Source organism: Pantoea rwandensis, assembly GCF_000759475.1.
GTDB lineage: Bacteria > Pseudomonadota > Gammaproteobacteria > Enterobacterales > Enterobacteriaceae > Pantoea > Pantoea rwandensis_B.
The window spans coordinates 1606848-1632253 of the sequence record NZ_CP009454.1 but is presented as its reverse complement, the minus strand read 5'-3'; the positions used below and the strand labels follow the sequence as shown (position 1 = coordinate 1632253).

The 25406-nt window shown below is 50.8% G+C and carries 24 protein-coding genes; 15 read left to right on the top strand and 9 right to left on the bottom strand.

Annotation, left to right across the window (positions count from 1 at the left end; all coding sequences use genetic code 11):
* Nucleotides 1–6: 6 nt before the first annotated feature.
* From LH22_RS07440 to LH22_RS07430, 4 genes are all read right to left on the bottom strand, one after another.
* Nucleotides 7–1662, bottom strand: coding sequence for an ATP-dependent nuclease (locus LH22_RS07440; protein ID WP_038645331.1), 1656 nt, complete (start codon nt 1660–1662; stop codon nt 7–9).
* Nucleotides 1663–1674: 12 nt separating this feature from the next.
* Entirely contained in the window at nt 1675–2745 is a 1071-nt protein-coding gene (locus LH22_RS07435; protein WP_038645329.1) for a hypothetical protein, read from the bottom strand.
* 366 nt (nt 2746–3111) lie between these two features.
* A complete protein-coding gene (locus tag LH22_RS20140; protein ID WP_071845602.1) occupies nt 3112–3360 on the bottom strand; it encodes an ogr/Delta-like zinc finger family protein in 249 nt (82 codons plus the stop codon).
* The gene (locus LH22_RS07430) at nt 3357–4106 is read right to left on the bottom strand and encodes a hypothetical protein (RefSeq protein ID WP_240474696.1); all 750 of its coding nucleotides are present in this window, start codon (nt 4104–4106) and stop codon (nt 3357–3359) included. Before LH22_RS07430 ends, LH22_RS20140 begins: the two co-directional genes overlap by 4 nt.
* Before the next feature lie 509 nt (nt 4107–4615).
* Here LH22_RS07430 and LH22_RS07425 point away from each other — a divergent pair.
* From LH22_RS07425 to LH22_RS07375, 10 genes are all read left to right on the top strand, one after another.
* Entirely contained in the window at nt 4616–4873 is a 258-nt protein-coding gene (locus tag LH22_RS07425) for a helix-turn-helix transcriptional regulator (protein ID WP_038645328.1), read from the top strand.
* The gene (locus tag LH22_RS07420; protein ID WP_038645326.1) at nt 4870–5118 is read left to right on the top strand and encodes a hypothetical protein; all 249 of its coding nucleotides are present in this window, start codon (nt 4870–4872) and stop codon (nt 5116–5118) included. The genes LH22_RS07425 and LH22_RS07420 overlap by 4 nt, the downstream gene beginning before the upstream one ends.
* Nucleotides 5119–5131: 13 nt before the next feature.
* Complete coding sequence (locus LH22_RS07415) at nt 5132–5659, top strand: host cell division inhibitor Icd-like protein (RefSeq protein ID WP_038645324.1); 528 nt, start codon at nt 5132–5134, stop codon at nt 5657–5659.
* Nucleotides 5656–5922, top strand: coding sequence for a hypothetical protein (locus LH22_RS20135; protein WP_071845601.1), 267 nt, complete (start codon nt 5656–5658; stop codon nt 5920–5922). Before LH22_RS07415 ends, LH22_RS20135 begins: the two co-directional genes overlap by 4 nt.
* Entirely contained in the window at nt 5909–6250 is a 342-nt protein-coding gene (locus LH22_RS07405; RefSeq protein WP_038645320.1) for a DUF5375 family protein, read from the top strand. Before LH22_RS20135 ends, LH22_RS07405 begins: the two co-directional genes overlap by 14 nt.
* A 14-nt stretch (nt 6251–6264) precedes the next feature.
* Entirely contained in the window at nt 6265–8580 is a 2316-nt protein-coding gene (locus tag LH22_RS07400; RefSeq protein ID WP_038645318.1) for a primase-like DNA-binding domain-containing protein, read from the top strand.
* Nucleotides 8581–8871: 291 nt separating this feature from the next.
* On the top strand, nt 8872–9522 hold the full coding sequence (locus LH22_RS07395) for a hypothetical protein (protein WP_038645316.1): 651 nt from the start codon (nt 8872–8874) through the stop codon (nt 9520–9522).
* A 755-nt stretch (nt 9523–10277) separates the two neighbouring features.
* A complete protein-coding gene (locus LH22_RS07390) occupies nt 10278–11132 on the top strand; it encodes a PA4780 family RIO1-like protein kinase (RefSeq protein ID WP_038645314.1) in 855 nt (284 codons plus the stop codon).
* A 729-nt stretch (nt 11133–11861) separates the two neighbouring features.
* Nucleotides 11862–12218, top strand: coding sequence for a hypothetical protein (locus tag LH22_RS07380; protein ID WP_038645311.1), 357 nt, complete (start codon nt 11862–11864; stop codon nt 12216–12218).
* 116 nt (nt 12219–12334) lie between these two features.
* On the top strand, nt 12335–12991 hold the full coding sequence (locus tag LH22_RS07375) for an epoxyqueuosine reductase QueH (protein WP_038645309.1): 657 nt from the start codon (nt 12335–12337) through the stop codon (nt 12989–12991).
* A 39-nt stretch (nt 12992–13030) separates the two neighbouring features.
* Here the strand turns inward: LH22_RS07375 and LH22_RS07370 are convergent, their stop codons facing one another.
* Together LH22_RS07370 and mgtA are read right to left on the bottom strand one after the other, a co-directional pair.
* Complete coding sequence (locus LH22_RS07370) at nt 13031–13708, bottom strand: SDR family oxidoreductase (RefSeq protein WP_038645306.1); 678 nt, start codon at nt 13706–13708, stop codon at nt 13031–13033.
* Between the two features lie 158 nt (nt 13709–13866).
* Entirely contained in the window at nt 13867–16590 is a 2724-nt protein-coding gene (gene mgtA, locus LH22_RS07365; RefSeq protein ID WP_038645304.1) for a magnesium-translocating P-type ATPase, read from the bottom strand.
* Between the two features lie 802 nt (nt 16591–17392).
* Here mgtA and LH22_RS07360 point away from each other — a divergent pair.
* The 5 genes from LH22_RS07360 to LH22_RS07340 are packed head-to-tail and all read left to right on the top strand — an operon-like array spanning nt 17393 to nt 22348.
* Nucleotides 17393–18961, top strand: a complete 1569-nt coding sequence (locus tag LH22_RS07360) for an ABC transporter substrate-binding protein (protein WP_038645302.1) — start codon at nt 17393–17395, stop codon at nt 18959–18961.
* Nucleotides 18961–20013, top strand: coding sequence for an ABC transporter permease (locus LH22_RS07355; RefSeq protein ID WP_034825508.1), 1053 nt, complete (start codon nt 18961–18963; stop codon nt 20011–20013). The genes LH22_RS07360 and LH22_RS07355 overlap by 1 nt, the downstream gene beginning before the upstream one ends.
* Nucleotides 20010–20867: an ABC transporter permease gene (locus LH22_RS07350; protein WP_034825506.1), complete on the top strand. Its 858-nt coding sequence runs from the start codon at nt 20010–20012 to the stop codon at nt 20865–20867. Before LH22_RS07355 ends, LH22_RS07350 begins: the two co-directional genes overlap by 4 nt.
* Nucleotides 20857–21690 (top strand): ABC transporter ATP-binding protein, encoded by an 834-nt coding sequence (locus LH22_RS07345; protein ID WP_038645300.1) that lies wholly within the window; start codon nt 20857–20859, stop codon nt 21688–21690. Before LH22_RS07350 ends, LH22_RS07345 begins: the two co-directional genes overlap by 11 nt.
* The gene (locus LH22_RS07340) at nt 21683–22348 is read left to right on the top strand and encodes an ABC transporter ATP-binding protein (RefSeq protein WP_038645298.1); all 666 of its coding nucleotides are present in this window, start codon (nt 21683–21685) and stop codon (nt 22346–22348) included. Before LH22_RS07345 ends, LH22_RS07340 begins: the two co-directional genes overlap by 8 nt.
* Nucleotides 22349–22567: 219 nt before the next feature.
* Here the strand turns inward: LH22_RS07340 and LH22_RS07335 are convergent, their stop codons facing one another.
* The 3 genes from LH22_RS07335 to LH22_RS07325 are packed head-to-tail and all read right to left on the bottom strand — an operon-like array spanning nt 22568 to nt 25179.
* Nucleotides 22568–23353, bottom strand: coding sequence for an ABC transporter ATP-binding protein (locus tag LH22_RS07335; protein ID WP_038645297.1), 786 nt, complete (start codon nt 23351–23353; stop codon nt 22568–22570).
* On the bottom strand, nt 23353–24198 hold the full coding sequence (locus LH22_RS07330) for an ABC transporter permease (RefSeq protein WP_052059489.1): 846 nt from the start codon (nt 24196–24198) through the stop codon (nt 23353–23355). The genes LH22_RS07335 and LH22_RS07330 overlap by 1 nt, the downstream gene beginning before the upstream one ends.
* Nucleotides 24199–24219: 21 nt before the next feature.
* The gene (locus LH22_RS07325; protein WP_038645293.1) at nt 24220–25179 is read right to left on the bottom strand and encodes an ABC transporter substrate-binding protein; all 960 of its coding nucleotides are present in this window, start codon (nt 25177–25179) and stop codon (nt 24220–24222) included.
* Between the last annotated feature and the right edge of the window lie 227 nt (nt 25180–25406).

The following is a 25406-nucleotide window of genomic DNA, read 5'->3' as shown; positions in this document are numbered from 1 at the left end:
GGGAGATTAAATATCATCCCATCTTTTTTTAAAGTCCATTTCGGAATCATAAAGCCCTGAATGGGTACCATCTTCAATTCTTTTTAAAGAATTCCTGAATAAATCATACTTTACATCAACATCATAGTCCTTATTAGTAATGTGTTTGAAAAGATTATATGGCTTATCCTTTGTTGGTTTTTCGCCAAAATAAAACCCCTCAAAGTCAGGGTAATGAACTAAGGTTTTAACTCTCATACTTGTATCATCTGCGGCTTTACGTATACTATAATTTATTGACCACATTGCGTTCTTTTTACCACCATCATTAAATTTTTCATCTAAGTCATGTACCGCTATTGCCCGACCTTCAAACTGATTAAATATTTTAATAAAAGTTGGTATGTTTGCCTTACCTCTACAATTAATAACACAATACTTGTGATTCAATTTTTCAGCTGAAATCAAATGCTGATAAGCTAAAAATTCAGTATCTCCTTCGACAAGAAACGCATTCTCGTAAAAGAAGAACTCATTAACGGTAGGGCAGCATTTCACCAAGGTTTTTATATTATCCTTTTCAACCTCACTAAAACTAACCTTATCAGTTTGAAAATAACCAAGTTTATTATTTTCATTACTGACCCGAATAAGTGTGGTGTGCGGGTTTGTGAGATCGATAAAAATAGGCGAGTGTGTAGTGCATAAAATTTGCCACTCTGGCAGTTCTGACAGTGAATAAATAGCTTCACTAACCGATCTTATTACAGATGGATGCATATTCATTTCGGGCTCATCAATTAAAAGTATTTTAGGCTTTTCAGATGAAATTGCAGTCTTGCCTTTTTTTAGCATACCACGCGAACTTAACGTTTTAATGGACGCCCATAAAAACGCGCGCTGAACGCCTGAGCCTTGATGCGTTAAAGGTGAGCCATTTCCATTAGTCTCAAAATAAAATCGGCTTCCTTCTTTTATAGCTTTTTCAGGTTCAAATTTACCCACCCCAGTTTCAAACCTAACTTTTAAACCATTAAACATTAGCTCAACATTATCTTCAATACCTTGACTTATTTCTTTAATACTATCGTCGAGCTCAACTTCTATTTCTTTTGCTAAAGCCTGTATTTCACCTAATATCTTTGAGACTTTAGACTTATCGGCTTTTATTTTTTTTAGAGCGTTTGATGCTATTAGGTCTTTTACAATCTGTTCAAGTGTTGAAGGTGAGTCGTTTGGATTTATTCTGATTGGAGTTGGTAGCCTACTTGCCAGCATTGTATTCCACCCTCCGGCTCCCCCTTCCTTCCAATCGTTAATTTTATTACTAAAACTAAACTTTTTCCCTGATTCATCTGCTTTATTCCATACAATTTTGAATTTTGCACATTCTCCAAAATCAGGATCATTCGCAATATGCCATTCTCTACCAATCGTATCGATATCATCCTGAGTAATATCGACAAAAACGCCTGTAATTTCGATAGGGATACTCTCATCACGATTATGAAAATCATCAATACTTCTTGCCGATCCAATTGAATGATAAGCTTCATAAGCATCTAAAATAGTGGACTTACAGCAATTATTTCTACCTATTAAGATTACAACATTATCAATTAATATTTTCGTCTCTGAGGATATACCCTTAAAGTTCTTAACAATTAGAGAATTAAGTTTCATAACAACTCCTTTTCAATTATTTATTTCTTGCGCGTAAATTATTACACGATCTCCATAGTCGGTAACTTTCACCTGCTCATACATTAATTCAATCTCATTATAGCTAAACGATCTTGAGCCTATCTTTCCTCTATTAAAAAGAACTTCAAACATTTCACTCGACAACGAAACATCTTTAAATGAATCATATTCGAGTAAAACACCACCTTTTGGCCCTAATGTTAAACAGTCCTGAATGCTACATATCGGGAGATGTTCACCATAAGATATAAGCTTTTGGTCTGCTTTTTGCAGTTTATCGGTTGGCCGAATGAATGCTGAACAAAAAGGGAATCTGTAGCGTTGGTCTCCACCTCCTGCACAGCAGGCATCTTTATCGCAAAGGAATTTTTTCATTTTATCAATTTGGGATAGCATTCGTTCATCCGTAAAAGGTAATTTCCTGTTCTCCCATATTTTATATTGAACAGCAACTATGCTTATTCTTTCATTTTTTATATCATGCCTTTCATATATAATATCGGCCCCTGTAATGTGCTCTGGTCGCTCTGGATGCAGAACGCGCAATCTTAATGCTTTATCATCCGTTAAGCGGAAGTCTTTTGCTGCTTGACTGCTAGCTAAACTTTTTATTCCTCGGTCCACATTATAGGCATCTCTAAAAATAAGCTGCGTCTCAGTGTGGGGCTTTATAATTAACTCATCTTTCACATTATTGAGTTGGATTAACCGTTTTTTTAATTGATCTACCCTACTACTATTAGTTGCTAGACTAAGTAACCCTCTTAATTCTTCTATATCAGTATTAACAATATCTATTGCTGGAACTTCAATGTTTCTTCTAAGGGACAAAAGCTGTGATTTCTGTCTATATTCCTTACATAGATCACTTTCAAACTCTCTTCTTAAGATGCTTGTTTCTGGCCCTAACAACTCCGGATAAAGAACTCCCCCCAAGTCCAAAATATTCGAATATGTTGATTTAGCCATATCACTATTAGTGGCTAGCTTCACCATGCCTCGGATTGCATTTACAGTGACCCACTCAGTGTTTAGCCGATCTAAATCGCTTTCTTCTTCCATTCCCATCTCCCTTGTATTGATTAGGATTAATTACACTTATGTTTAGAATTTTTCAATAGCAGTTCAAATACACATATTTGTAGTGAACCTTAGTAAAGGTGTTTCAAACCTTGAAAACCTCATCGCGCGCAATGCTATCCCCGCCACGCCTGCCCGCTTTATGCATCGCTTTTCATGCAGGTGCATAAAGCCATCTAAGCCGCGCCCTGTATGGCTTGAACCTATCCCACTAACGCATTATTTTGCATGCGAATCCATGCACTCTATGCATGCATGGCTCTTTACAAACCGGCTTGCCAGAAAAAAGGCTTTCAAACGGCGAACTGCAGATACAAAAAAACCGCTGTCGGGGCAGCGGCTGTAAGGCTAATGAGTATTACGAAATGCTGAGCCGTATCGGCCTAACGTCTGCCGTTCCTTAATCGGCACCGGCACGACTTCCTCAACGGGTTCCGGCGGTGGCGCGGTGATGACTCTAGTAATGCTCTCATTCGTCTTGAAAGTGCAGGAGCAATCCAGATTAGTGCATTGGTGATAGCGCTCTTTTACCTGTTCGGACATGTAGCGGCTGGATTTTGCATGCGCCGGGCTTTTGCAGTAAGGGCAATGCATCATGGCTGATTGCCCTCTTGCAGTTTTGCACGCTGTTCACGAATTGATGCACAAAGTCTTTTGCGGCTTGAAGGTGAACTATACAGTTCCATATCAACGCCAGTTAGCGCCGGACGGCTAACACCGATGGACTCCAGTAATGGAGCTTCATGAAGAATACTTTCAGGTAATTCAGCCGCTGCCCGCGTTAAAGCTTCCCCTACAAGCGCGGCGATGTCGCGAATAGTGTCGCGATCGTCTCCGACAAAGGTTGAGGAAATTTTTTCACGCTGGATGCGCAGTTTGATCGCCCATAGCAACGAAGGGCTTACGTTACGCATCGCCGATTGCCAGTGTGTATCCGCAAATTCAGTGAAGGCAGTGCTGTGTGAATCTACGTACTCTTTACCACTGGTGCAGCAGCTCAACATGGCAGACTGCTTATCCAATTGCAGTTCTTTCAGCAATCCCGCAAATTCATCGGCCAACTCGCGGCTGGCGATGCGTTGCGAATGTTCGGATCGAAGTTCCTCAGTGAGATTACCGCGCAGTTTTCGGAAATTAGTACGCCAGTTGCTCTCAGCTTCTTTACCCGCCTCAATAGCTTCCTGACGTTCTTTTTCGCAACGGGTGATGTCAGCAGCGACAGTGTTATACGTCGTCATTTTTGCCGTGTGCTCGGCGCGCGCTTTTTCAAATCGAATCAGTGACGCAGGTTTATTTTCTGTAGTGCTCATCATTGTCTCGCATCGTCTGTAAAGGATGAGCACATTCTGTCGTGTACCAACGGACGAATCATTTCATTGCTTTCTGCCTGTCGCTCAGCAAACAAACCCGAAATCTTGCCTAACTTATGCTTTAACGACTTTTAGTTCTTATATAACTATTCACTACTGTTCACTAAGATAAAAAAGATAGTAAATACAGTAAGTAAAGCAGTGAACAGTTATAGATTAAGTCTTCACTCAGTGTTCACTAGTCTTCACTGCTCTAAAAAAAATCAGCCTTTTTCTGGCAAGCCAATCTACAGTTTTTTCTTGTTGATTAGAGATAATCAATTGATTTTGGTTATCAAACCTCACACGGCAAACGCCCAAATACCTACATAAACCTATATATACCTATATTAACCAACTGAAGATTTATTGTTCATATCTCAGCCAAGCACCACCGTGCAAGGGGTTGTTTACATTAGGTAAAATATTCTCAAAATAGGGAGTTACCCAAAGACACACCCGGAACCGGGCAGCACCGGCCGGACTCATTATGAGGTAACACCATGCACGCAGTTTCATCCGCTTCAACCCCAATGATGCCTTTTGCTGGCGAGGTTTCTTATCCACGCGATCGCTTTATGCGCCTGCCGGAAGTGATCAACACCTGCGGCCTGTCCCGCTCAACTATTTATGACCTAATCAGCCGTGAGCAGTTTCCGTCGCAGATTTCCCTCGGTGGTAAAAACGTTGCCTGGCTGGCATCTGAAATTGATGGCTGGATGCAGTCGCGCATCGCACAACGCGCCGGAGGTGCTGCATGATCACCTTAAACTTTGGCATTAACTCATTCCCTCTAACCAAAGATGAAGCGGCCTACATCGCCGAAAGCCTCATAAGCGCGGTCAGTAATAAGCCTGCAGCATTACCGGCCTTTAACAGTGGAATGCACGGCCATATTTCGGTACTTGGTAATAAAGCCGACTCTGCTAAACGAGGTAGAAACAGAACTAACAGCAAACTCCGATCAAATCCGCAGCAGTCCGATCAAGTCCTAACCGATTGCTAAGGAAAACGCTGTAATGAACGAAAAAAGCCTTTTCTCTGGCGAGCGGTCGTTATACAGTTTTCGCGCTGCCGCAAAATCGGCAGCCGGGCGTAGGAACCCGAGTTACTTATTGGCGACACAACACGCGCCATGCGTGTTTTTTTACGTCGTTGCCTTAGTGCGCCATTTTTTAGCGCAGCGGTTCTTATGCCGTTGTGCCGTCAAAATAATGGTGGCTCAGGCGGGGCAGCCTTCGGGCTGGCCGGTTTCCAATAAGGCCGGTATTCCTACCCCCGTCTGGGCTACCACCCTTGAGCGTAGGAACTCTGGTGGTAGCTGTGATAGCTACTTATTGGAGATAGTCATCATGACTATGGTTCTTAATGCCCCTCACCCTGAATTCACCTTTATTTTTGCCGCTGTGCGCCGCACCGATCGCGCTGCCCGTCCCTGCATGCTGCGCTTTGCTGCAAAAGACGAGCGCACTGCCCGCGCTAACTTCATTCGCGACTATGTCCTGTGTTTTGCTGGCCGAGTGCCGGTACAGGCGGTGGCAGCATGAATACGCTTGCTGAACTCACCAACAGCCGCAGCACCTATTCAATTCTTCATGCCGACTATTTGCGCCTGCTGCACGCTCACTCGGTTGGCGTGACCGTACTCGACATGTTCGATTCGGTTAATTGCCTCAGCGCCCCAAGTTGCGTACCGGACAGCGCCGCGTTGGCCTCTGTCGTTGCCCTTCTGACCGATCAGCTCGGTAAAGTTGTTGAAACCTGTGATTCCCTGATTCTTGCCACGGAGGCTCGCCATGATGACCGCTAATAATTCCTGCTTACCCGTTGAAGTCCGCACCGCCGTTTACCGCCGTGCGCTGGCACAGGGTTATCTCAATGCCTGCAAAACGCTGGGCATTACCGTTACAGCAACGCTCGACGAGCTACAGATGACCATCGCGCTTGAGCTGGAAGGGTTTTATGTGCGCCGCCACGGGGCGGAAGCCGGAATGGAAATGGCCTGCACGATTCTCGGCGATATGGTTGAGCCTGATTTGTTGACCGCGCCACCGCGCCTGACTCGCCTTGGCGCAACCATGATGGATGAGCTGTTCTGTAGCCAGCTTGCCGCAACCCGCCGCGCCACGTTGCATTAAGGGAGATCGAGCAGATGAAACACATTGTCTCTGACACGGTAAAAGCGGCCGCCGGATTCTGGCCGCAACTGCTGCCCGCGCTTGGCATAAGCATTCATGCCAGCGGCAGACACGGCGCATGCCCGGTGTGCGGCGGTAAAGATCGTTTTCGTTTTGATAATCAGGATGGGCGCGGGACGTGGCACTGTAATCAGTGCGGAGCCGGTGACGGCCTGAATCTGGTAGAAAAGGCGCTCGACGTCAGCGCTAAAGAGGCAGCACTAAAAATCGCCGATATGCTCGGCGCTCTGCCACCGGCATCAAAAGTTGTGCCGGTGAAAACAGAAACAAATGCCGGAGCGCAATCCGATGCCGCCGCACGGGCGCAGAAACTGATCGCCGCTGCCGTCAGACGCACGGACAACGCCTACTTACTGTCAAAAGGGCTGCACGGCACGCAGGCACTGACGCTGGCTGCCGGTCTGCGCTGTGGTGGTATCAGCTTTGCGACTGGCGATCTGCTTGTGCCGCTGACCGACGAAACCGGCAACGCCGTTAACGTCCAGCTTATCAGCGCCGATGGCGACAAGCGCACCCTGCCCGGCGGACAGGTGAAAGGCGCTTATCACTTTGCGGGCGAACCTGACAGCAAAACGCTGTGGCTCACAGAAGGTTACGCAACCGGCCTGACGGTACAGCGCCTAACAGGGCAGCCGGTTTATATTGCGCTCAGCGCGAATAATCTGCCGTCACTTGCTGCACAGCTGCGTAAAGCCAATCCAGATGCGCTGATGCTGATTGCCGCCGATCGCGATGAAAACGGCACTGGTCAACTAAAGGCAGATGAAGCCGCGAAGGCGTGCAAAGGCAAGGCTGCTTTACCGCCAAAAACCGGCGACTGGAACGACGTCTGGCAGGCTCAGGGCGACATCACGACGCAGGCTCTTCTCGCCTCCTTCACTCAGCCTCATAAACCAAGCCCGTTTGAGTCAGTAAGCGAGGCAGACCTCAAAGCTATGAGCGCCAGCGAAAAGGCGGAGCTGCTGGTCGATCACTACGGGCAGGCACTGGCCGTTCCACCCGTCGGGGAGGAAATTTGCCGTTACGAGAACGGCGCGTGGCAGGTGATGCCGGTGCAGATGCTGCGCCGCGAAATCGCAGCGCTGTTTCAGAAGGTGCGCGCACCGTTTTCAGCAGCCGGGATTGGTAGCGTACTCGATACGCTAAAGCTGATGGTGCCGCAGATGGGCGAACCGGCGCGCCGCCTGATTGGTTTTCGTAATGGGGTATTTGATACGACTAACGGCACATTCAGCCCGCACCGCCGCGAGAACTGGCTGCGCACGGTCAACAGCGTGAACTACTCCGCGCCGCGTCCTGGCGAAAATCTCGCAGACCACGCGCCTCACTTTTACCGCTGGTTAACGCGGGCTGCCGGACACAATCACGACAAGCAGGAGCGCATCCTCGCGGCGTTATTTATGGTGCTGGCAAACCGCTACGACTGGCAGATGTTCCTGGAGGTAACTGGTCCAGGTGGAAGCGGAAAAAGCGTTTTAGCGTCGATCGCCACTCTGCTCGCTGGCCGCGATAACACCACGTCAGCCACCATCGACACACTGGAATCATCGCGGGAACGCGCCAGCGTGGTCGGATTCTCGCTGATTATTCTGCCCGATCAGGAGAAATGGAGCGGTGACGGCGCCGGCATTAAGGCAATCACCGGCGGCGATGCTGTCGCTATCGATCCCAAGTATCGCGATCCGTACTCAACTCAAATCCCGGCGGTGATTCTGGCGGTGAACAATAATCCAATGCGTTTCAGCGATCGCAGCGGCGGCGTGTCGCGTCGCCGGGTAATCCTAACCTTCCCGGAGGTGATACCGGCAAAAGAGCGCGATCCGCAGCTACTGGATAAAATTAGCAACGAGCTGGCCGTCATTGTTCGTCATCTGATGCAGCGCTTCGCGTCACCTGACGAAGCGCGCGAGCTGTTACAGGCGCAGCAAACATCCGGCGAAGCGTTGGAGATAAAACGTCAGGCCGATCCACTGGTTGATTTCTGTGGCTACCTGATGCCGTTGAGCACGCCGAACGGGCTGTTTATCGGTAACGCCAATATTCGCCCGATTAACCCGAAGCGCTATCTCTATCATGCGTACTTGTCGTTTATGGAATCGCGAGGGCATCAACACCCGCTCAGTCTGACGGCTTTCGGCCAAGCGGTGCCGCAGACGCTTAAAGAGTATGAGCGAGCGCTGCTCAAACGTCGGACGAATAACGGCATACAAACCAACCTGACGTTACATGAGGACAGCGAGGCAGATTGGTTGCCAGTGTGTAATCGGTAATTCCCACTATATAAAAACCGGCTCAGACCGGTTTTTATATTTGATGTCGCATAAAACTGATATGATTACTCACAGTAGTCAGACCTAATACCAGTAAAGAGAGGCATTTCGGTTCTTAGCAATTATTTATTCCCTCATCATACAAGCTGTAATATCATCATTTCTTCATCAACTTTCTGATATGTTAGGTTAAAGTTTTTAAGTGATGATTGAGATAAGGCCAATTCAACTCTCTAATCCACTTGTAAACCGATTATTTATAAAACATAAATAGCACTTTAAGGAAAAATCATGGGCGCAAGTTTTAACACATTTAAATCTGAAATTACTTACATTAAAACATTAACTCAAAAAACGGATGCGACTGGTTTCTTCATTCAAGAACTCCTTCGCTTCTATTCTTTGACTGGTACTATGTTCAATATCAACATCAATCTATCAACAAGCTGTACTGTTGATGAAAGATACTTAACACACGTTTTATCTCGCTCATTGTTAGAACCTTTCTTTATCAACCTCTATATCTTCGATGATTTGTCACAGATGGCTATTCGATATGAAGAGCAGAAAAATACTTTTTCGGAGCAGTACCGAAAGTTAATCAATGATCTTCAAGATCCTGCTTGGAGTAATTTCATGCAAAAATACGGCAATCAGTTAGAAACCGTAAACCCGCAATCGTCTAAACCGAGTACACTTCCTGACGTAAAAAGCTTGCTGGGAAAATTGAAGAATCCTCAAAACAATAGCTTAGCTTATTTATATCCACTTTACAGAATCACTAGTTTTGATACTCATGGGCGTAGCCTTGGAACTATATTTGAATCCGTTTTTGGAAAACAATGTAACTTTCCTGTCCTCGATATTGAAGTGGCTATTGATTTTATGTGTGATGGATATCTTTCAATCCTTAATGAACTTCGTAATAATAAGATGATTTAACTTACGAACAGAACCTCATCTATTTTACAGACTAAAACTTGGTTGTTAATAATGAGCGGAATTTATACCGCTCATTCATCCATCGAACATTTTGCATGCAATCTATTTTAGGTTGCAAAGCAATTCTGATTTATTGGCCGCTTATAAAAAACCATAATACCGCTGCGAGATTGCTTAAAGGAACATTGAAGCCTTTTAGCAGCCAACATGAACACTGAATATAATCGATTTAAACAGGTTTAGCCTGATTGCCAATAATTCAGGTGAAAATTATCATTTTAATGCACACTCGTGTACATCCTGCCTCAAACCCTTCACCACCTAACCAAATGAATTTGATGAATAAAAAACAAAAGTGAACAGTGTGAACACTTTTCCCTTAAATCATTTTATTTTGGATTTAGCGCCAAGCACTCGGTATCCTAACGAAGCCGTTCCGGGGTATGAGATCCAATAATTGGTACACGTTTAGGTACACGGAACAAAGTTGAATTGGCGAAAAACACTTAATTTCATGAGCTTGCGAAACTTATTCAGACTCCGCCAGCCCACCAAAATTCTCCATCGGTGACACCAGAGTCATCCGATGAAGTCCTAAAAGCCCGTAAGGTGAAAGCCTTACGGGCTTTTTTGTGCCAGTGGTTTTATGGGATGATGTAACTGGCTTCTGCAACTATCGATGCTTGTTTGGTTTTTCCCATGCAACTCACCATGTTCTTGATGCGGAAAGCCTAATAAATAAGGTATAAAGCCGCATGAAAATTCCAAACCGAATCCAACCGTTGGTCGATGATGGCCTGATCGACAACGTGCTGCAGCGTCTGAAAAGCGGCAAAGAAGCTGACGTTTACACTGTGATGTGCGGTGACAAAGTCCAATGCGCCAAAGTGTACAAAGAGGCTTCGCAACGCAGCTTTAAACAAGCCGTGCAGTATCAGGAAGGGCGTAAAGTTCGCAACTCCCGCAGTACGCGTGCGATGCAGAAAGGCTCCAAATTCGGCCGCAAGCAGCAAGAGGAAGTCTGGCATACCGCAGAAGTCGACGCGCTTTTCCGTCTTGCCAAAGCTGGCGTTCGCGTACCTGAGCCTTATATGTGTCTCGACGGCGTGCTGCTGATGGAACTGGTTACGGATGCTGAAGGCGCCGTGGCACCCCGTCTCAGTGACGTGATTTTATCGGAACAGGAAGCACTGACTGATTTTGCGACGATGATTCGCAATATCGTACGTATGTTATGTGCCGGGATTGTGCATGGCGATCTATCGGAATTTAACGTACTCCAGGATGAGCACGGTCCTGTGATCATCGATCTGCCTCAAGCAGTGGATGCCGCGGCCAATAACCACGCCGAATCGATGTTTGAGCGCGATGTGAACAACATCACCGCCTATTACGGTCAGTTTGCGCCACAGATTCTGGAAACGCGCTATGCCAAAGAGATCTGGCAGCTGTTCGAAGACGGCAAGTTGACGCCTGAAACCGTTTTAACCGGTCTGTTTGTAGAAGAAGTTCATGCTGTGGATATGGATTCATTGCTGGACGAAATTATCTCTGCTGAAGATGAGTATTACGACCGCCAGCGTGCCGCTAAAGAACGGGATGAAGAGTGATAAAGCCAGCATGCGGCTGGCTAATCACTGAGTGTAAACCTGCAACAATCGTTTAAGCTGTACTGCAACTCAATATGAGCGGCAATTCCCTTATACCGATTCGAAGCTTTTTCTTATCTCAGCTATCGCACTTTCCGAAAGCAAAAGCACAGATTTAAGACTAACCTCAATCCGCTCAATGATCTCCTCTCGTGGCCCCATTCGCCATGCTTCGCCATGCTTCGCTGGCGTAAAAATCCTCAAGCACAGATTTCAACTGTTCTTCATTTTCAAAAGCGCGCATCAGAAAGTAACTATCGGCATCATGGCGAGAACAACCAAAAGCGATAATACGAATGCCCTGCCGGTTGTGAAGGGGAACGCTGGTATTACACATGATTTAATGGAAGGACTCACCAGTACCCGCTTTCAATCGGTATTGCAGGATTTCAACAGTCTTCACTTTTACCTCATCTCCTTGAGAATTTTTCTTAACTTAATATGGACCTAAAATCTCCCATTTAACTCTCGTAGGTAAAGTGTTGCGTCTCTTTATCTGGGGTGAGTCACAACATTTAGCACCCAGAACAGCTTTTAGGCATGCGTAAGGTGACATGAACTGAAGTACACAATTTCCCCATCCTCCAAACCCGATGATTCAATTAAGGTTATTCCTGGAGCCAATTCTGGCAGAGCGTGCCATTGTTAACTACGCTCATAACTCACAGAGCGATTGATGAGGGAATATTCATGAAAAAGACAATTATTGCTGTATCTGCCCTGCTGCTGGCTTCTTCGGCGTTTGCCGCTACCACACATGCAACTGACGACACCGTCGCGAACGCACAAGCGGGCGCAAACACCGCCAAAGAGAAGCTGCATCAGGCGCAGCATCAGGGCGAAGAGCAGAAGCTGAAAGCCAAGCATGCTGTTGAAGGTAAGAGCGACAGCACCAGCAGCAAAGTGAGCGAAGGCGCACAGAAAGGCTGGAACAAAACCAAAGAAGGCACTGAAAAAGGGTGGGATGCTACCAAAGAAGGTGCGACTAAAGGCTGGAATAAAACCAAAGAAGGTGCCAGCGATCTGAAGAAGAAAGTGACCGAATAACTTCTTCTGACAAAGTCCCGAAAGGCCGCGATTGCGGCCTTTTTCGTTTTTGCCGCTTTGCGTCCGGCTCGATATCGACTTACACTTCGCCCAACACTCATTAACCATTTTCACTTATGTCTGACACCTTCAAACGCCAGCCCTTGCCTTTACCCAACGGTCACAACAAAGTGCTGTTGCACTCCTGCTGCGCCCCTTGCTCGGGTGAGGTGATGGAAGCGATGCTGGCTTCCGGTATCGATTACACCATCTTCTTTTACAACCCAAATATTCATCCGCTGAAAGAGTACGAACTGCGTAAAGAGGAGAATATCCGCTTTGCTGAGCAGTTCGGTGTGCCTTTCGTGGATGCCGATTACGATAAAGATAACTGGTTTGATCGAGCTCGCGGCATGGAGTGGGAACCGGAGCGAGGCATCCGTTGCACCATGTGTTTCGACATGCGCTTTGAACGCACTGCGCTGTATGCCCATGAACATGGCTTCCCGGTGATCACCAGTTCCCTGGGCATTTCGCGCTGGAAGGATATGAAGCAGATTAATGACTGCGGCGTGCGTGCGGCAGCGCACTATCCCGACATGCTGTATTGGGAGTTTAACTGGCGTAAAGGCGGTGGATCATCACGCATGATCGAGATCAGCAAGCGCGAGCGTTTCTATCAGCAGGAGTATTGCGGCTGCATCTACTCGCTGCGCGACAGCAACCGACATCGCGTAGCCAGTGGGCGTGAACGTATCGAGATTGGTGTGCAGTACTACCAACCCGACGAGTAAAGAAGTCGCCTGCTGGCAGCGGTCAGCAGGCGCTTACTATCACCAGGCTAACTGCTTGCCGCTGTAATCGACATAGTGGTGCCCGCCCTGCCCGACAAAGCGATCCAGTTGCGCCACTAACCCTTGAGCACTTTCGACCGCCGTAATATCCGCATCATCCCCGCCCATATCGGTTTTGACCCAGCCCGGATGCAATGAGAGCAAAGTTGTGCCCCGCGTAGACATCTGCTGAACCAGAGCGCGGCTGAGCATATTCAACGCGACTTTACTGGCAGAGTAATAGGGTCGAATCGCTTCGGCATTTTCCGTCAGGCTGCCGAGACGCGATGTCGTGATGCCAAGCACGCCCTGTTTTTCCGACAGCAAGGGTAACAGGCCTTCAGCCATACGCACCGGTGCAACACTGTTGGTCATAAACAGTTGCATTAACTCTTCATCACTGGTGGCAATCAACTCCATCGAATCTGGGCCGAGAATACCCGCATTGATCAGCGCCCGATCAAACTGCTCACCCTTGAGTTGCGAGAGTAGCTGTTCACGCTGAGTGGCAACGGTAATATCCAATGGTAGCCAACGCAGCTTTTCATGCTGATACGAAACGGCAGTGCTGCGATAGGTGGCGGTGACGTCCCAACCGTCAGCAAGCAGTTGCTGCACGACGGCTAATCCAATCCCCTTTGAAGCACCGATAATTAACGCACGTTTTGAATAGCTCATTTGTCCCTTCCCGCAGTTTAAAGACGAAAAGGGCAGGATAACCTGCCCCTGGTTGACTAACGAAACAGCAACGTTAGCACGACGATGACCACCATCATGATCAGCAGATGGCACACCACTTTATTAAGATTCCGATTCCGCATAGCGCCTCCATGGGGTCAGAACCACTGGCCGAAGCGTTTGATGTAGAGCATTTTCATGCCCTGCGCGACCACGCAGTAACCTAACAACGTCGCAACCAGCCATGGGAAATAAGCCCACGGCAACGGCGTCAATCCCACCATGTGCCCCAATGGGGAGAATGGCAGCAGGATGCCTGCAATCATCACACATGCCGTGGTCAGCAGTACCGGTAACGCGGCGCGGCTCTGGATGAAAGGAATTTTCTGGGTGCGCAGCATATGCACCACCAGCGTCTGTGACAGCAATCCTTCTACAAACCAACCGGACTGGAACAGTGACTGCATTTCCGGCGTATTCGCGGCAAATACGTACCACATCACAGCAAACGTCGTGATATCAAAGATTGATGATGTTGGCCCAATCCACAGCATAAAGCGTTTGATATTGCGCGCGTCCCATTTGCGCGGTTTGCGCAGGAACTCACGATCCATTTTGTCCCATGGCAATGCCAGCTGAGACAGGTCATACATCAGGTTCTGAATCAGCAGATGAATCGCCAGCATCGGCAGGAACGGAATAAAGGCGCTCGCTACCAGCACAGAGAACACATTGCCGAAGTTGGAACTGGCCGTCATGTTCAAATACTTGATGATGTTGCCGAAGGTCTCACGCCCTTTCATCACCCCCTCTTCCAGCACCATCAGATCCTTTTCCAGCAGGATGATGTCAGAAGACTCTTTGGCGATGTCCGCTGCGCTATCCACTGAAATCCCGACATCGGCATCACGCAGAGCTGGCGCATCATTAATCCCATCGCCGAGGAAACCGACGGTGTGTCCTTGCTGCTGCAATGCACGCAAGATGCGAGATTTCTGCAGCGGTGTCAGTTTGGCGAACACCGCGCTGTGTGCTGCCGCCTCCGCCAATTGTTCGTCACTCATCATCGCAATCTGATCGCCTGTCACGATCTCGCCGCTATCAATGCCCACCTGCTGGCAAATCCGTGCAGTGACCACCGGGTTATCGCCGGTCAGCACTTTGACGCTCACGCCATTGTCACGCAGCGCGGTAATGGCTTTGGCGGCACTCTCTTTAGGCGGATCGAGGAAGGTCAGCAGCCCTTCCACGGTTAACCCTTGCTCATCTGCGACGCTCAGCGCCTGCTGCAAGCCCGGCTCCTCCAGTACACGACTCGCCACCAGCAATACACGGAATCCTTGCTCGTTGTATTGATGGGCCAGTGCTAACAATTCAGCGCGGCGTTTTTCGTCGAGCGGCTGAATCAGTTTTCCTTCACGCTCAGCCGTAGCGATGCTCAGCATCTCTTCTACGGCACCTTTGCAGATCAGCATCTGTTGATTGAGCCGGCGATCGCGAACCACAACCGATACACGGCGACGCACAAAATCAAACGGCAGCTCATCCACTTTGGCGTAATAGTCACCCATGTCCGCCGTCACACGATCTTTGCCGTAGCGCAGAATGGCGCGATCCATCAGATTCGGCGTGCTGCTCTGATAGTGGCTGTTGAGCCAGCTCAGCATCAGTACGCGCGAATTTTCCACTCCAGCGCAATCCAGATGATGCTCAAGAATGATGTTGTCCTGGGTCAGCGTGCCGGTTTTATCGGTACACAGGATGTCCATCGCGCCGAGGTTTTGAATCGCGTTCAGCCGTTTAACAATCACTTTGCGGCGCGACATGGCAATCGCACCTTTTGCCAGGTTGGAACTGACAATCATCGGCAGCATTTCCGGGGTCAGACCCACCGCCACTGCCAGCGCAAACAGCGAGGCATCCAGCCAGTCACCTTTGGTTAACCCGTTGATCAACAGCACGACCGGTACCATCACCAGCATAAAGCGAATCAGCAGCCAGCTGACGCTGTTCACGCCACGATCAAAAGCAGTTTGCGAGCGATTACCGACAATCGATTTCGCCAGGCTGCCAAAGTAGGTTTCGCCGCCGGTTGCTACTACCACGGCTTTGGCGCTACCGCTGGAGACATTGGTGCCCATCAGACACACGCTGCCGAGTTCCAGCAGTGAAGCCCCGTGATCGCTCGCTCCCGCGCCTTTGCTGGTGACGTGGCCCGTAACGTCATATTTCTCAACGGGCAGTGATTCACCGGTCAGGATCGCCTGGCTGATAAACAGGTCACGCGAATCCAGCAAACGGACGTCGGCAGGCACCAGATCGCCAGCAGACAGATAGATAATGTCTCCGGGGACTAAAGTGGCAATATCCACTTCCTGTTTAGCCGGGGGCTGTTGGGCAGATTCCCGACGCAGCACGGTGGCAGTGGTGCGCACCATGGATTTCAACGCCTGCGCGGCTTTATTGGTGCGGAACTCCTGCCAGAAGCGCAGCAAACCGCTGAGCGTTACCATCGTCACAATGATGATGACACCGGTCAGGTCGGTCTCCTCGCCTTTACGTAATGGCAGCAGGTAGTCAGTGAAAAAACTCACCGCTGCCAGCGCCATTAATACGTAGATGAACGGGTTATTGAATGCCTGGATCAGCTGAATCAGCGCGTGCGGCGCTTTATCATGCGCCACCTGATTACGGCCATAGACTTCCAGACGCGCTTCGGCTTCGCGTTCGCTCAGGCCCAGCGCATCACTGCGCAGGCGAACCAGGGTTTCATCGGCGGTGAAACCGGCTTCATCTTCAATCAGATAGCGCGGCGTTTTCTGACGCTGCGGGCGTGCGTTGCTCCAGGATTTTTTTTCCTGGTTGAGTTTCATGTCAGTCATGATGACATTCCTCTATTTATTACGGCAATAACAGTCCCTGTGCGGGGAGCACATTAACGGGGATAAATTAAATTAACGACGATGCGTTAGATGATTAAAAATAACCTATCGGGAATTTCCATATTACCTCCCGTAAATAAAAGACGAAGAAATTCGCTCGTTAAAATAACGAGAAATAGCGATGACGATGTCAATGATGCCGCAGAGAGCGATCTTCAGTCAGTCCAGATTTGCCAGTTAGCCTGACTATGGACGTGCTGAAACGCGCCATAACAGCGGTTAATTCTGCACGCTGAAGATCAGCGCGCGCATCGAGGCGGAGGAAAAAGTGCGTTTAAAATCATGTGCATGATGAAATCCCCACGGATATCTATCCGCTACTATCGTTTAAAAGGGAACAATCATCAGAAAGGAGAGAGGATTGCTGCCCGCCGTGTTGGCAAGCAGCGACAAAAGAATTCGCGCGTCAGCTTGCCTTGTGTTGCCATCTAAAAGGGTGACTGTCCAACTGAATTCTCCTGTTTGAAGTTGGCGCCATTATATTCCTGAAGACTTCGAAGTAAAGTTAATTATTTCCGTTCAGCAACGAGTTTAAATTCCGTTGTGATTTGGTTGATGAAAGGACAAAAATTAGCGAGTCTGTAGCACTGCGCGGCACGATAACAATAATAGTATATTTAACAGGCTTATAACCAATCCGCCGCGCTTAGAACCGTAAAGCATATGCATAGCCATAAATTGACTATTCTTCATTACGGCGCTCTCGTAAACTCGCATTACTTTTTTAAGGCAAGGAAACAACATGAAAAAAATCATTCCCTCACTGCTGGCGTTATCGCTGGTAGCCGCCTTCTCCTCTCAGGCCGCAACACCAAAAGATACGCTGGTGATTGCGCAGTCGACTGATGATGCTGATAGCTTTGATCCGGCGCAGGGCTTTGAACTCACCACGGTGCAAGCGTTTACTAACATCTATCAACGTCTGGTCCAGTCAGACCCGACCAATCCCACCGATTTGAAGCCAACGCTGGCAACCTCATGGACGCCAGGCAGTGACAATCGCAGTCTGACTTTTGAACTGCGTAAAGGCTCGCAATTCGCTAGCGGCAACCCGCTGCGTCCGGAAGATGTGATCTTCTCTCTGGGCCGTGTGGTGAAACTGAATCTCGATCCTTCCTTTATTCTGACGCAGCTCGGCTGGAATAAAGACAACGTCGATACCTTCCTGAAGAAAGTCGATGACAACCACGTACAGATCAGCTGGAGCGCCAACGTCAGCCCGGCCTATGTGCTGAGCCTGCTGTCTGCGCCGGTCTCTTCGATTGTGGATGAGAAAACCGCGCAGGCGAATGCCAAAAATGGTGACTTCGGCCATGCATGGTTAGGCACTAACTCAGCCGGTAGCGGCCCGTATCAGATCCGTAAAGTGGTGCTGCATGAGGTGGTGCTGCTGACCGCCAACCCAACGTCACCGGCTGGCGCTCCGAAGCTGAAAAACATTCTGATCAAGAACGTGCCGGAGCCAGCTGCCCGTCGTCTGCTGCTGGAGCAGGGCGATGTGGATATCGCACGTAACCTCGGTGCTGACCAAATCGCAGCGCTAAAAGGCAAAGCAGGCGTGAAGACCGAAGCGATTCCGATGGCCTCGCTCTACTACATCCAGTTCAACGTGGGTGAAAATCCGGTGCTGAAGAATCCAGCCCTGTGGGAAGCCGCTCGTTACCTGTTCGACTATAAAGGTATTGCCAACGACCTGCTGAAAGGCCAGTTCGAAGTGCACCAGACCTTCCTGCCAAAAGGTTTCCTCGGCGCGTTGAATGACACGCCGTACAGCTACGATCCGGAAAAAGCCAAAGCGATTCTGAAGAAAGCCGGCCTGAACAACGTCAGCTTTAAACTCTCCACCAGCAACCAACCGCCGTATCTCGACATCGCGCAAGCCTTGCAGGGCAGCTTTGCTAAAGGTGGCGTGAAGGTAGAAGTGCAGCCGGGTCTGAGTTCTGAAGTCTCTACCCGCGTGAAAGCGCATCAGTACGAAGCCACGCTGAACGCCTGGGGCGCGGACTACTTCGATCCGAATACCAACGCCGCCTCCTTTGCTTATAACCCTGAAGATGGCAGTAAAACCATTGCTTACCGTTCAGACTGGCATATTCCAGAGCTGAGCAAACAGACGCTGGCCGCCACCGCCGAAGCGGACAGTAACAAGCGTGTTGAACTGTACCAGGCGATGCAGCGTGAAGTACTGAAGAACTCGCCATACGTGATCGGCTTGCAGGCCCGCAACCTGATTGCGCTGCGCGATAACCTGAAAGGCTATGTACAGGGGATTAACCCAGACATGGTGTATTACTCGCAGGTTTCTAAGTAATGGCAGTGTCTGCTTCACAGGCCGGGTTCGCCCGGCCACTCTGGCAACGTTTTAGCCGTCTGGTCACCAGCCTGTTATCGCTGCTGGTGACGCTGATCGGTTTGTTAGCGTTCACTTTCATGTTGTCGCACCTGTCACCGGTTGATCCGGTGCAGCAAATCGCCGGTGACCATGCCAGCGAGGCAACTTACGCTCAGGTGCGCCACGACCTCGGACTCGACCAGCCCGTCTTAGTCCAGTTCTGGCGTTATATCAGCCATCTGGCGCAGGGTAATTTAGGACTCTCGCATCTGACCAATCAGCCCGTCAGTGCGGATTTGATGCGCACCTTCCCCGCCACCATTGAACTCGCCACCTGCGCAATGATCTTTGCTGCCGTGTTTGGCATCACATTAGCCTTGCTGGCCGCGTGGAAGCCGGGCAGCGTGATCGATAACGTGGCGCGCTTTATCTCGCTGCTCGGCTATTCCGTTCCGGTATTCTGGCTGGGCCTGCTCGGTCTGCTGCTGTTTTACGCCGTGCTGCACTGGTCTGCCGGGCCGGGACAGTTGGATGATATCTGGATCTACACGCTGGAGCCGAAAACCGGCTTTGTGCTGATTGATAGCTGGCTGTCAGGCGACCCGGAGATGTTCCGCAATGCGATTGCTCACCTGTGGCTGCCGGTGGTGATTCTTGGCCTGTTAGCGATGGCCGGTATTACACGCTTATTGCGTGCCGCGCTGTTAGAAGAGAGCAGCAAAGAGTATGTGATTCTGGCGCGCGCCAAAGGCGCAGGGCGGACTCGCATCCTGCTGCGTCATATCTTCCCCAACGTGCTGGGGACGCTGATCACGGTCATCGCCCTCTCCTACGCCACCCTGCTGGAAGGCTCGGTGTTAACGGAAACGGTCTTCGCCTGGCCAGGTGTCGGACGTTATATGACCAACGCGCTATTTTCCTCTGATACACCAGCGATTCTCGGCTCGACCCTGCTGATAGGCAGCTGCTTTATTCTGCTCAACGCCGTGGCCGATGCCCTCACCTGGTTAACCGATCCGAGAACCCGATGACTCAACAACTCTCTGAACTGGAGACAGTTCGTCCGCGCCGCCGCCGTGCGCGCGTGACTTCACTGACCATCGGCCTGACGCTGGTGGTGATCGTGGTGGCAATGGCACTGTTCGCCCCACTGCTGGCACCGTTTGATCCTAACGCCCAGGTGATCGCCCAACGCTTACAAGCCCCTTCTGCGCTGCATTGGTTCGGTACCGATGGCTTTGGCCGCGATTTATTGTCACGCGTGATCTACGGTGCGCGTCCTACGCTGCTACTGGTGTCGCTGATTCTGGTGCTAACCATACCGGTTGGTCTGCTGGTCGGCATTACCGCTGGCTACGTTGGCGGCTGGACCGAGCGCGTGCTGATGCGCATCACGGATATCTTCCTGTCGCTGCCGAATCTGGTGATTGCTTTGGCGCTGGTGGCGATGCTCGGTCCGGGATTGATGAACGGTGCGCTGGCGCTGGCATTAACCAGCTGGCCGCCGTTTGCCCGTCAGGCACGTGCGGAAACCCTGGCACTGCGCCGCAGTGATTATCTGGCTGCCGCACGCATGCAGGGGATTACCGGTTTGCGTTTGATGTTCGGGCACATTTTACCGCTGTGTTTGCCAACCGCCGTGGTGCGCGCGGCGCTGAGTCTCGGCGGCATCATTCTCTCCGCTGCGGGCCTCGGCTTCCTTGGCATGGGCGTGCAACCGCCAACAGCCGAATGGGGTTCGATGGTAGCGGAAGGCAGTAAAGTGATCTTCGATCAATGGTGGGTGGCCGCCGCACCGGGTGGCGCGATTCTGTTCGCCAGCCTGGCGTTTAACCTGACAGGCGATGGCCTGCGCGACCGACTGGATACCCGTCATGCCAAATGATCTGTTAATTGATGCCCAGGGGCTGTCCATCCGCAGTGAAGGTACGCTGTTAGTGGATAACATCGCCTTCAAGATTGGCCGTGAACGCGTGGCGCTGGTGGGTGAGTCGGGTTCGGGCAAATCACTGACCGCCCGCTCGCTGATGGGGCTGCTCTCTCCTTCATTGCAGTTGCAGGCCGAACGCTTACAGGTGGTGGGTGCCGATGCGCTCAGCCTGCGCGAACGTGACTGGATCGCCCTACGCGGCGGTAAAGTCGCAATGGTGATGCAGGACCCCAAATACGCCCTTAATCCAACACGTACCATTGGCTGGCAGGTCGAAGAGCCACTGGTGCTGCACCGCAAACTGAGCCGTGCTGAGCGCAAAGAGAAAGTGTGCGAGATGCTGGATGCGGTGGGTCTGCCCGATCCGCGCCAGCTAATGAAACGCTATCCCCATCAGCTTTCGGGCGGTATGGGGCAGCGCGTGATGCTAGCGATTGCATTGATCACCGATCCTGAACTGCTAATTGCCGATGAACCGACCTCGGCGCTCGATCATGCAATGCGCGATCAGGTGCTGGCGCTGATTCGTCGTTTGGTAGAGCAGCGTAATATGGGCTTGCTGCTGATCAGCCACGATCTGCAGCAAGTGTCAGAGCACTGCGATCGCGTGATGGTGATGTACAAAGGTCGCCTGCTGGATACGCTGCCTGCGGCCCAACTCTCTAATGCGACTCACCCTTACACGCGCACGCTGTGGGCGTGCCGTCCGAGTAAAGCGACGCACGGCGAGCGTTTACCGGTGCTGGATCGCGCTGCGCTGGAGGCAGACCATGATTGAGTTAAACAATCTGAGCGTGTCGCACAAGCAGGGCTATGAGCTGCGCACCGTGGTGCATGACGTCTCTTTGCAGGTGGCCGCGGGCGAGTGTTTTGGCCTGGTCGGGCCATCGGGCTGCGGCAAGTCATCGCTGCTGTGGGTGATGGCCGGTTTGAACCCGTTCTGGAGCGGCAGCATGCAATTGGCCGGCACCAATGTGCAGCCAGGTAAAGCCTTTACCGGCCCGCTGCGTCGTGATGTGCAGATGGTGTTTCAGGATCCCTATGCCTCACTGCATCCGCGCCATCGTCTGCGCCGCACGCTGGCCGAACCGTTGAAGATGCTGAAGCGCGATAATATCGACGATCGCATCAACGACGGTTTCCGCCATGTTGGGCTGGACCCGGCACTGGCGGATCGTTACCCCCATCAGCTCTCTGGCGGCCAGCGTCAGCGCGTAGCCATTGTGCGCGCCCTGCTGCTGGAGCCGAAGATCCTGTTACTGGATGAGCCAACCTCGGCACTGGATATGTCGGTGCAGGCGGAAATCCTCAACCTGCTGAATGATTTAAAGCAGAATGACGGATTGACTATGGTGCTGGTGAGTCACGATCCTGATGTGATCGATCATATGTGCGATCGTGCAGCGCATATGGCACTAGGACGGATTGTCGGGTAAGACGTTAAGCTAAATCGTAGCGGATTGCCTGCCACTGAACGGCATCAGCCTGCACTGAAGCTTCAGTGCAGGCTGTTAAAAAGGGCACGATAGTGGAGGCCAGAACGCCTCTGCTGCTGCGAGGGCTATCCGCAGCGCTGAGGCTTTTAAGTTGGGCCAGGAGCCAGCCGCAGGGAGGCGACTGGCCCGTACTCCGTGAATTTCACCACTCTGAACTTTTTAATGCGCCATCGCCTGCAGGGTTTCACTGCGAATCGACTCGGTCACTTCGGCCTTTAACGCCATAAATTCCGGTGAGGTTTTGATGGTGTAATCGCGCCCTTGATTGAAATTCACCGCCACCTCCTGCTTGATGCGGCCCGGCCGGGCGCTGAAAATCGCCACCTTGTTGGCCATAAAAATCGCTTCATCAATGTCATGGGTGACAAACAGCACGGTCTTGCGCGACTGCTCCCACACTGACAGCAACAGCTCCTGCATCATCACGCGCGTCTGATTATCCAGCGCGCCAAAAGGCTCATCCATCAGCAGCACTTTGGGATCGTTGGCCAGTGCACGGGCAATCGCGGTGCGTTGCTGCATGCCGCCTGAGAGCTGGCGCGGATAGTGTTGAGCAAAACCACGTAATCCCACCTGCTGAATGTAATAATCGCTGCGCTCTTTCTGCTGGGCTGGGCTGATGCCGCGCTCCTGCAAGCCAAAGCGAATGTTCTCTTCCACCGTCAGCCACGGGAACAGTGTGTAGCTCTGGAACACCATGCCACGATCGGCACCCGGTCCTTCCACGCTTTTACCGTCCAGCCAGATTTCTCCACGCGTGGGTGTATCCAGTCCGGCGATGATGCGCAGCAGTGTGGATTTCCCACAGCCCGAGGGGCCGAGAATAGTGATGAAATCATTCTCTTCCACCTGATAATGAATCGGCTGTAGCGCCTGAGTCTGCTCGCCTTTGGGACCGGTAAAAATGCGCTCGACACCGCGCACGTTGAGTTTGCTGTGTTTCATTACAGAGTGCTCCATGCAAACAAGCGCCGGTTAAGCACTTTGAACAGATAATCAGAGATCAAGCCAATACAGCCGATAACGATGATGCCGAAAATGATCTGCCCGGTATTCAGTAACGCCTGGCTATCGACGATCATATGGCCGATGCCGCTTTCCGATCCGATCAGTTCGGCGACGATGACGTATGTCCACGCCCAGCCAAGCACCAGACGTAACAATTCGGCAATGCCCGGTGCTGCGCCGGGGATCAGCACACGACGCACGATCGAGCGGTTGCTGCATCCTAACGTGTACGCCGCCTCCACCAAATCGCGACGGGCACCGCTCACCGTTACCGCCACCATCAATACGATCTGGAAGAAGGAGCCGATAAAGATCACCAGGATCTTCTGGGTTTCACCGATACCGGCCCACAGAATCAGCAAGGGTACGAAAGCCGAAGCCGGTAAATACCGGCAAAAGGAGACGAAGGGTTCGAGAAAGGCTTCCCAGGTTTTGTAGGCGCCCATCATGATGCCCAGCGGCACACCTATCACGGCCGCCAGCAGGAAGCCCGACAGTACCCGCATCACCGTCATGCCAATATCCAGCGAGAAGTTGTACTCGGTGAACAACAGCACGCCTTGTTGCAGCATGGTCAACGGATCGGCGAGGAAAGTGGGCGACACCATGCCGCCCAGCGTGACCAGCGTCCACACGGCGATAAACAGCACAAAGAACGCCACGCCGAGCGCAATACGTAACCGCAGCGAAATCGCTTTCAACGGCACCATTAACGGATTGTGCCAGCGCTGTGGCGCATCCGGCAGCGCGGCTGGCGGAGTGACGGGTTGGCTTTTACTCATCTCCATCTCCTTTCTCCTGCTTTACTGTACGAAGCTGGCGTCGTACAAACTCTTCACATCCGGCATTTTCTTGATTACGCCCGCACGCAGCAGCAGTTTGCCTGCTTCATCACTGAAGGTTTCAATTTCGCCATTGAAGAATTTCTTGTTCTCTTCCGGCCCCTGCCAACGCAAATAACTGGCTGATTCCGCAAACTCTTTGCCCGTGGATTTCACTGCTGCACCCATGATTTCGTTAGACTTGTCCGGCTGCTGTTTGATCATCTCTAGCGCATCGTAATAGCTGGCCACCAGCGCTTTTGCGGCATCAGGGTGTGCTTTCAGGAAGGTAGGCGTGCAACCCAGCGTATCCATCACCATCGGGTAATCCAGCGTGGTGGCGAGGATCTTGCCGGCTTTAGGCTGATTGCGGATCACCGAGAGATAAGGTTCATAGGTCACCGCCGCATCGTTTTGACCCGCCGCAAAAGATTGGGCCGCCGCCTGAGGAGCCATGGTCGCCAGACGCACGTCTTTCATCGTCATGCCGTTTTTATCCAGCATCCACGCGAGCAGGAAATACGGTGAGGTGCCGGGCGCATCCACCGCGATGGTTTTGCCTTTGAGATCTTTGATGCTGGTGATGTCACTGCGGGCGGCGAGGCCATCAGCACCATAAGATTTGTCCAGCTGAACGATCTGCTTGATCGGCACACCTGCAGCGTTCCAGGAGATGTAGGTTTCCACCGTAGTGGCTGCGCACTGAATGGTGCCGGAAGCCACCGCCAGATGTCGGCTACTCTGCGGAATCATCTTCACATCGACATCAAGGCCGTGCTTTTTAAAGATCCCGGCTTTATCAGCCAGCGTCAGTGGGGCAAATCCGGTCCAGCCGGAAATACCGATAGCGACTTTGGTGTCGGCTGCCTGTGCGGCTAAAGCACTGGCGCACAGGACTGCGGCGGTTAATGCATGAACAACGTGTTTCACTGGCTTGCCCATCTTTCACTCCTGATAAAGGTGATGAAAAACAACGGTTGTATAGTCTTATCTATACAAGCCAAGCAATGGCTGTGCCAGATTGTGAAAACCCATTGTGATGGGGAAATGAGGTGGAGATAGCGCACTGAATCGGTGCAGAAATCCTCTGCTGGAGATCACACTGGTGCGAAAGCAACCTTTGGCGGATGGCGTTATACTCACGCCAGTTTTTCAACAGAAGGAACACC

What these genes read in the sequence shown, in the direction of transcription:
- LH22_RS07420 (WP_038645326.1), top strand. Translation starts at nt 4,870, where the DNA reads ATGATCACCTTAAACTTTGGCATTAACTCATTCCCTCTAACCAAAGAT.
- LH22_RS07440 (WP_038645331.1), bottom strand. Translation starts at nt 1,662, where the DNA reads ATGAAACTTAATTCTCTAATTGTTAAGAACTTTAAGGGTATATCCTCA.
- LH22_RS07400 (WP_038645318.1), top strand. Translation starts at nt 6,265, where the DNA reads ATGAAACACATTGTCTCTGACACGGTAAAAGCGGCCGCCGGATTCTGG.
- LH22_RS20140 (WP_071845602.1), bottom strand. Translation starts at nt 3,360, where the DNA reads ATGATGCATTGCCCTTACTGCAAAAGCCCGGCGCATGCAAAATCCAGC.
- LH22_RS07345 (WP_038645300.1), top strand. Translation starts at nt 20,857, where the DNA reads ATGCCAAATGATCTGTTAATTGATGCCCAGGGGCTGTCCATCCGCAGT.
- LH22_RS07340 (WP_038645298.1), top strand. Translation starts at nt 21,683, where the DNA reads ATGATTGAGTTAAACAATCTGAGCGTGTCGCACAAGCAGGGCTATGAG.
- LH22_RS07425 (WP_038645328.1), top strand. Translation starts at nt 4,616, where the DNA reads ATGCACGCAGTTTCATCCGCTTCAACCCCAATGATGCCTTTTGCTGGC.
- LH22_RS07370 (WP_038645306.1), bottom strand. Translation starts at nt 13,708, where the DNA reads ATGAGCTATTCAAAACGTGCGTTAATTATCGGTGCTTCAAAGGGGATT.
- LH22_RS07415 (WP_038645324.1), top strand. Translation starts at nt 5,132, where the DNA reads ATGAACGAAAAAAGCCTTTTCTCTGGCGAGCGGTCGTTATACAGTTTT.
- mgtA (WP_038645304.1), bottom strand. Translation starts at nt 16,590, where the DNA reads ATGACTGACATGAAACTCAACCAGGAAAAAAAATCCTGGAGCAACGCA.
- LH22_RS07355 (WP_034825508.1), top strand. Translation starts at nt 18,961, where the DNA reads ATGGCAGTGTCTGCTTCACAGGCCGGGTTCGCCCGGCCACTCTGGCAA.
- LH22_RS07375 (WP_038645309.1), top strand. Translation starts at nt 12,335, where the DNA reads ATGTCTGACACCTTCAAACGCCAGCCCTTGCCTTTACCCAACGGTCAC.
- LH22_RS07325 (WP_038645293.1), bottom strand. Translation starts at nt 25,179, where the DNA reads ATGGGCAAGCCAGTGAAACACGTTGTTCATGCATTAACCGCCGCAGTC.
- LH22_RS20135 (WP_071845601.1), top strand. Translation starts at nt 5,656, where the DNA reads ATGAATACGCTTGCTGAACTCACCAACAGCCGCAGCACCTATTCAATT.
- LH22_RS07350 (WP_034825506.1), top strand. Translation starts at nt 20,010, where the DNA reads ATGACTCAACAACTCTCTGAACTGGAGACAGTTCGTCCGCGCCGCCGC.
- LH22_RS07395 (WP_038645316.1), top strand. Translation starts at nt 8,872, where the DNA reads ATGGGCGCAAGTTTTAACACATTTAAATCTGAAATTACTTACATTAAA.
- LH22_RS07380 (WP_038645311.1), top strand. Translation starts at nt 11,862, where the DNA reads ATGAAAAAGACAATTATTGCTGTATCTGCCCTGCTGCTGGCTTCTTCG.
- LH22_RS07330 (WP_052059489.1), bottom strand. Translation starts at nt 24,198, where the DNA reads ATGAGTAAAAGCCAACCCGTCACTCCGCCAGCCGCGCTGCCGGATGCG.
- LH22_RS07390 (WP_038645314.1), top strand. Translation starts at nt 10,278, where the DNA reads ATGAAAATTCCAAACCGAATCCAACCGTTGGTCGATGATGGCCTGATC.
- LH22_RS07405 (WP_038645320.1), top strand. Translation starts at nt 5,909, where the DNA reads ATGATGACCGCTAATAATTCCTGCTTACCCGTTGAAGTCCGCACCGCC.
- LH22_RS07360 (WP_038645302.1), top strand. Translation starts at nt 17,393, where the DNA reads ATGAAAAAAATCATTCCCTCACTGCTGGCGTTATCGCTGGTAGCCGCC.
- LH22_RS07335 (WP_038645297.1), bottom strand. Translation starts at nt 23,353, where the DNA reads ATGAAACACAGCAAACTCAACGTGCGCGGTGTCGAGCGCATTTTTACC.
- LH22_RS07435 (WP_038645329.1), bottom strand. Translation starts at nt 2,745, where the DNA reads ATGGAAGAAGAAAGCGATTTAGATCGGCTAAACACTGAGTGGGTCACT.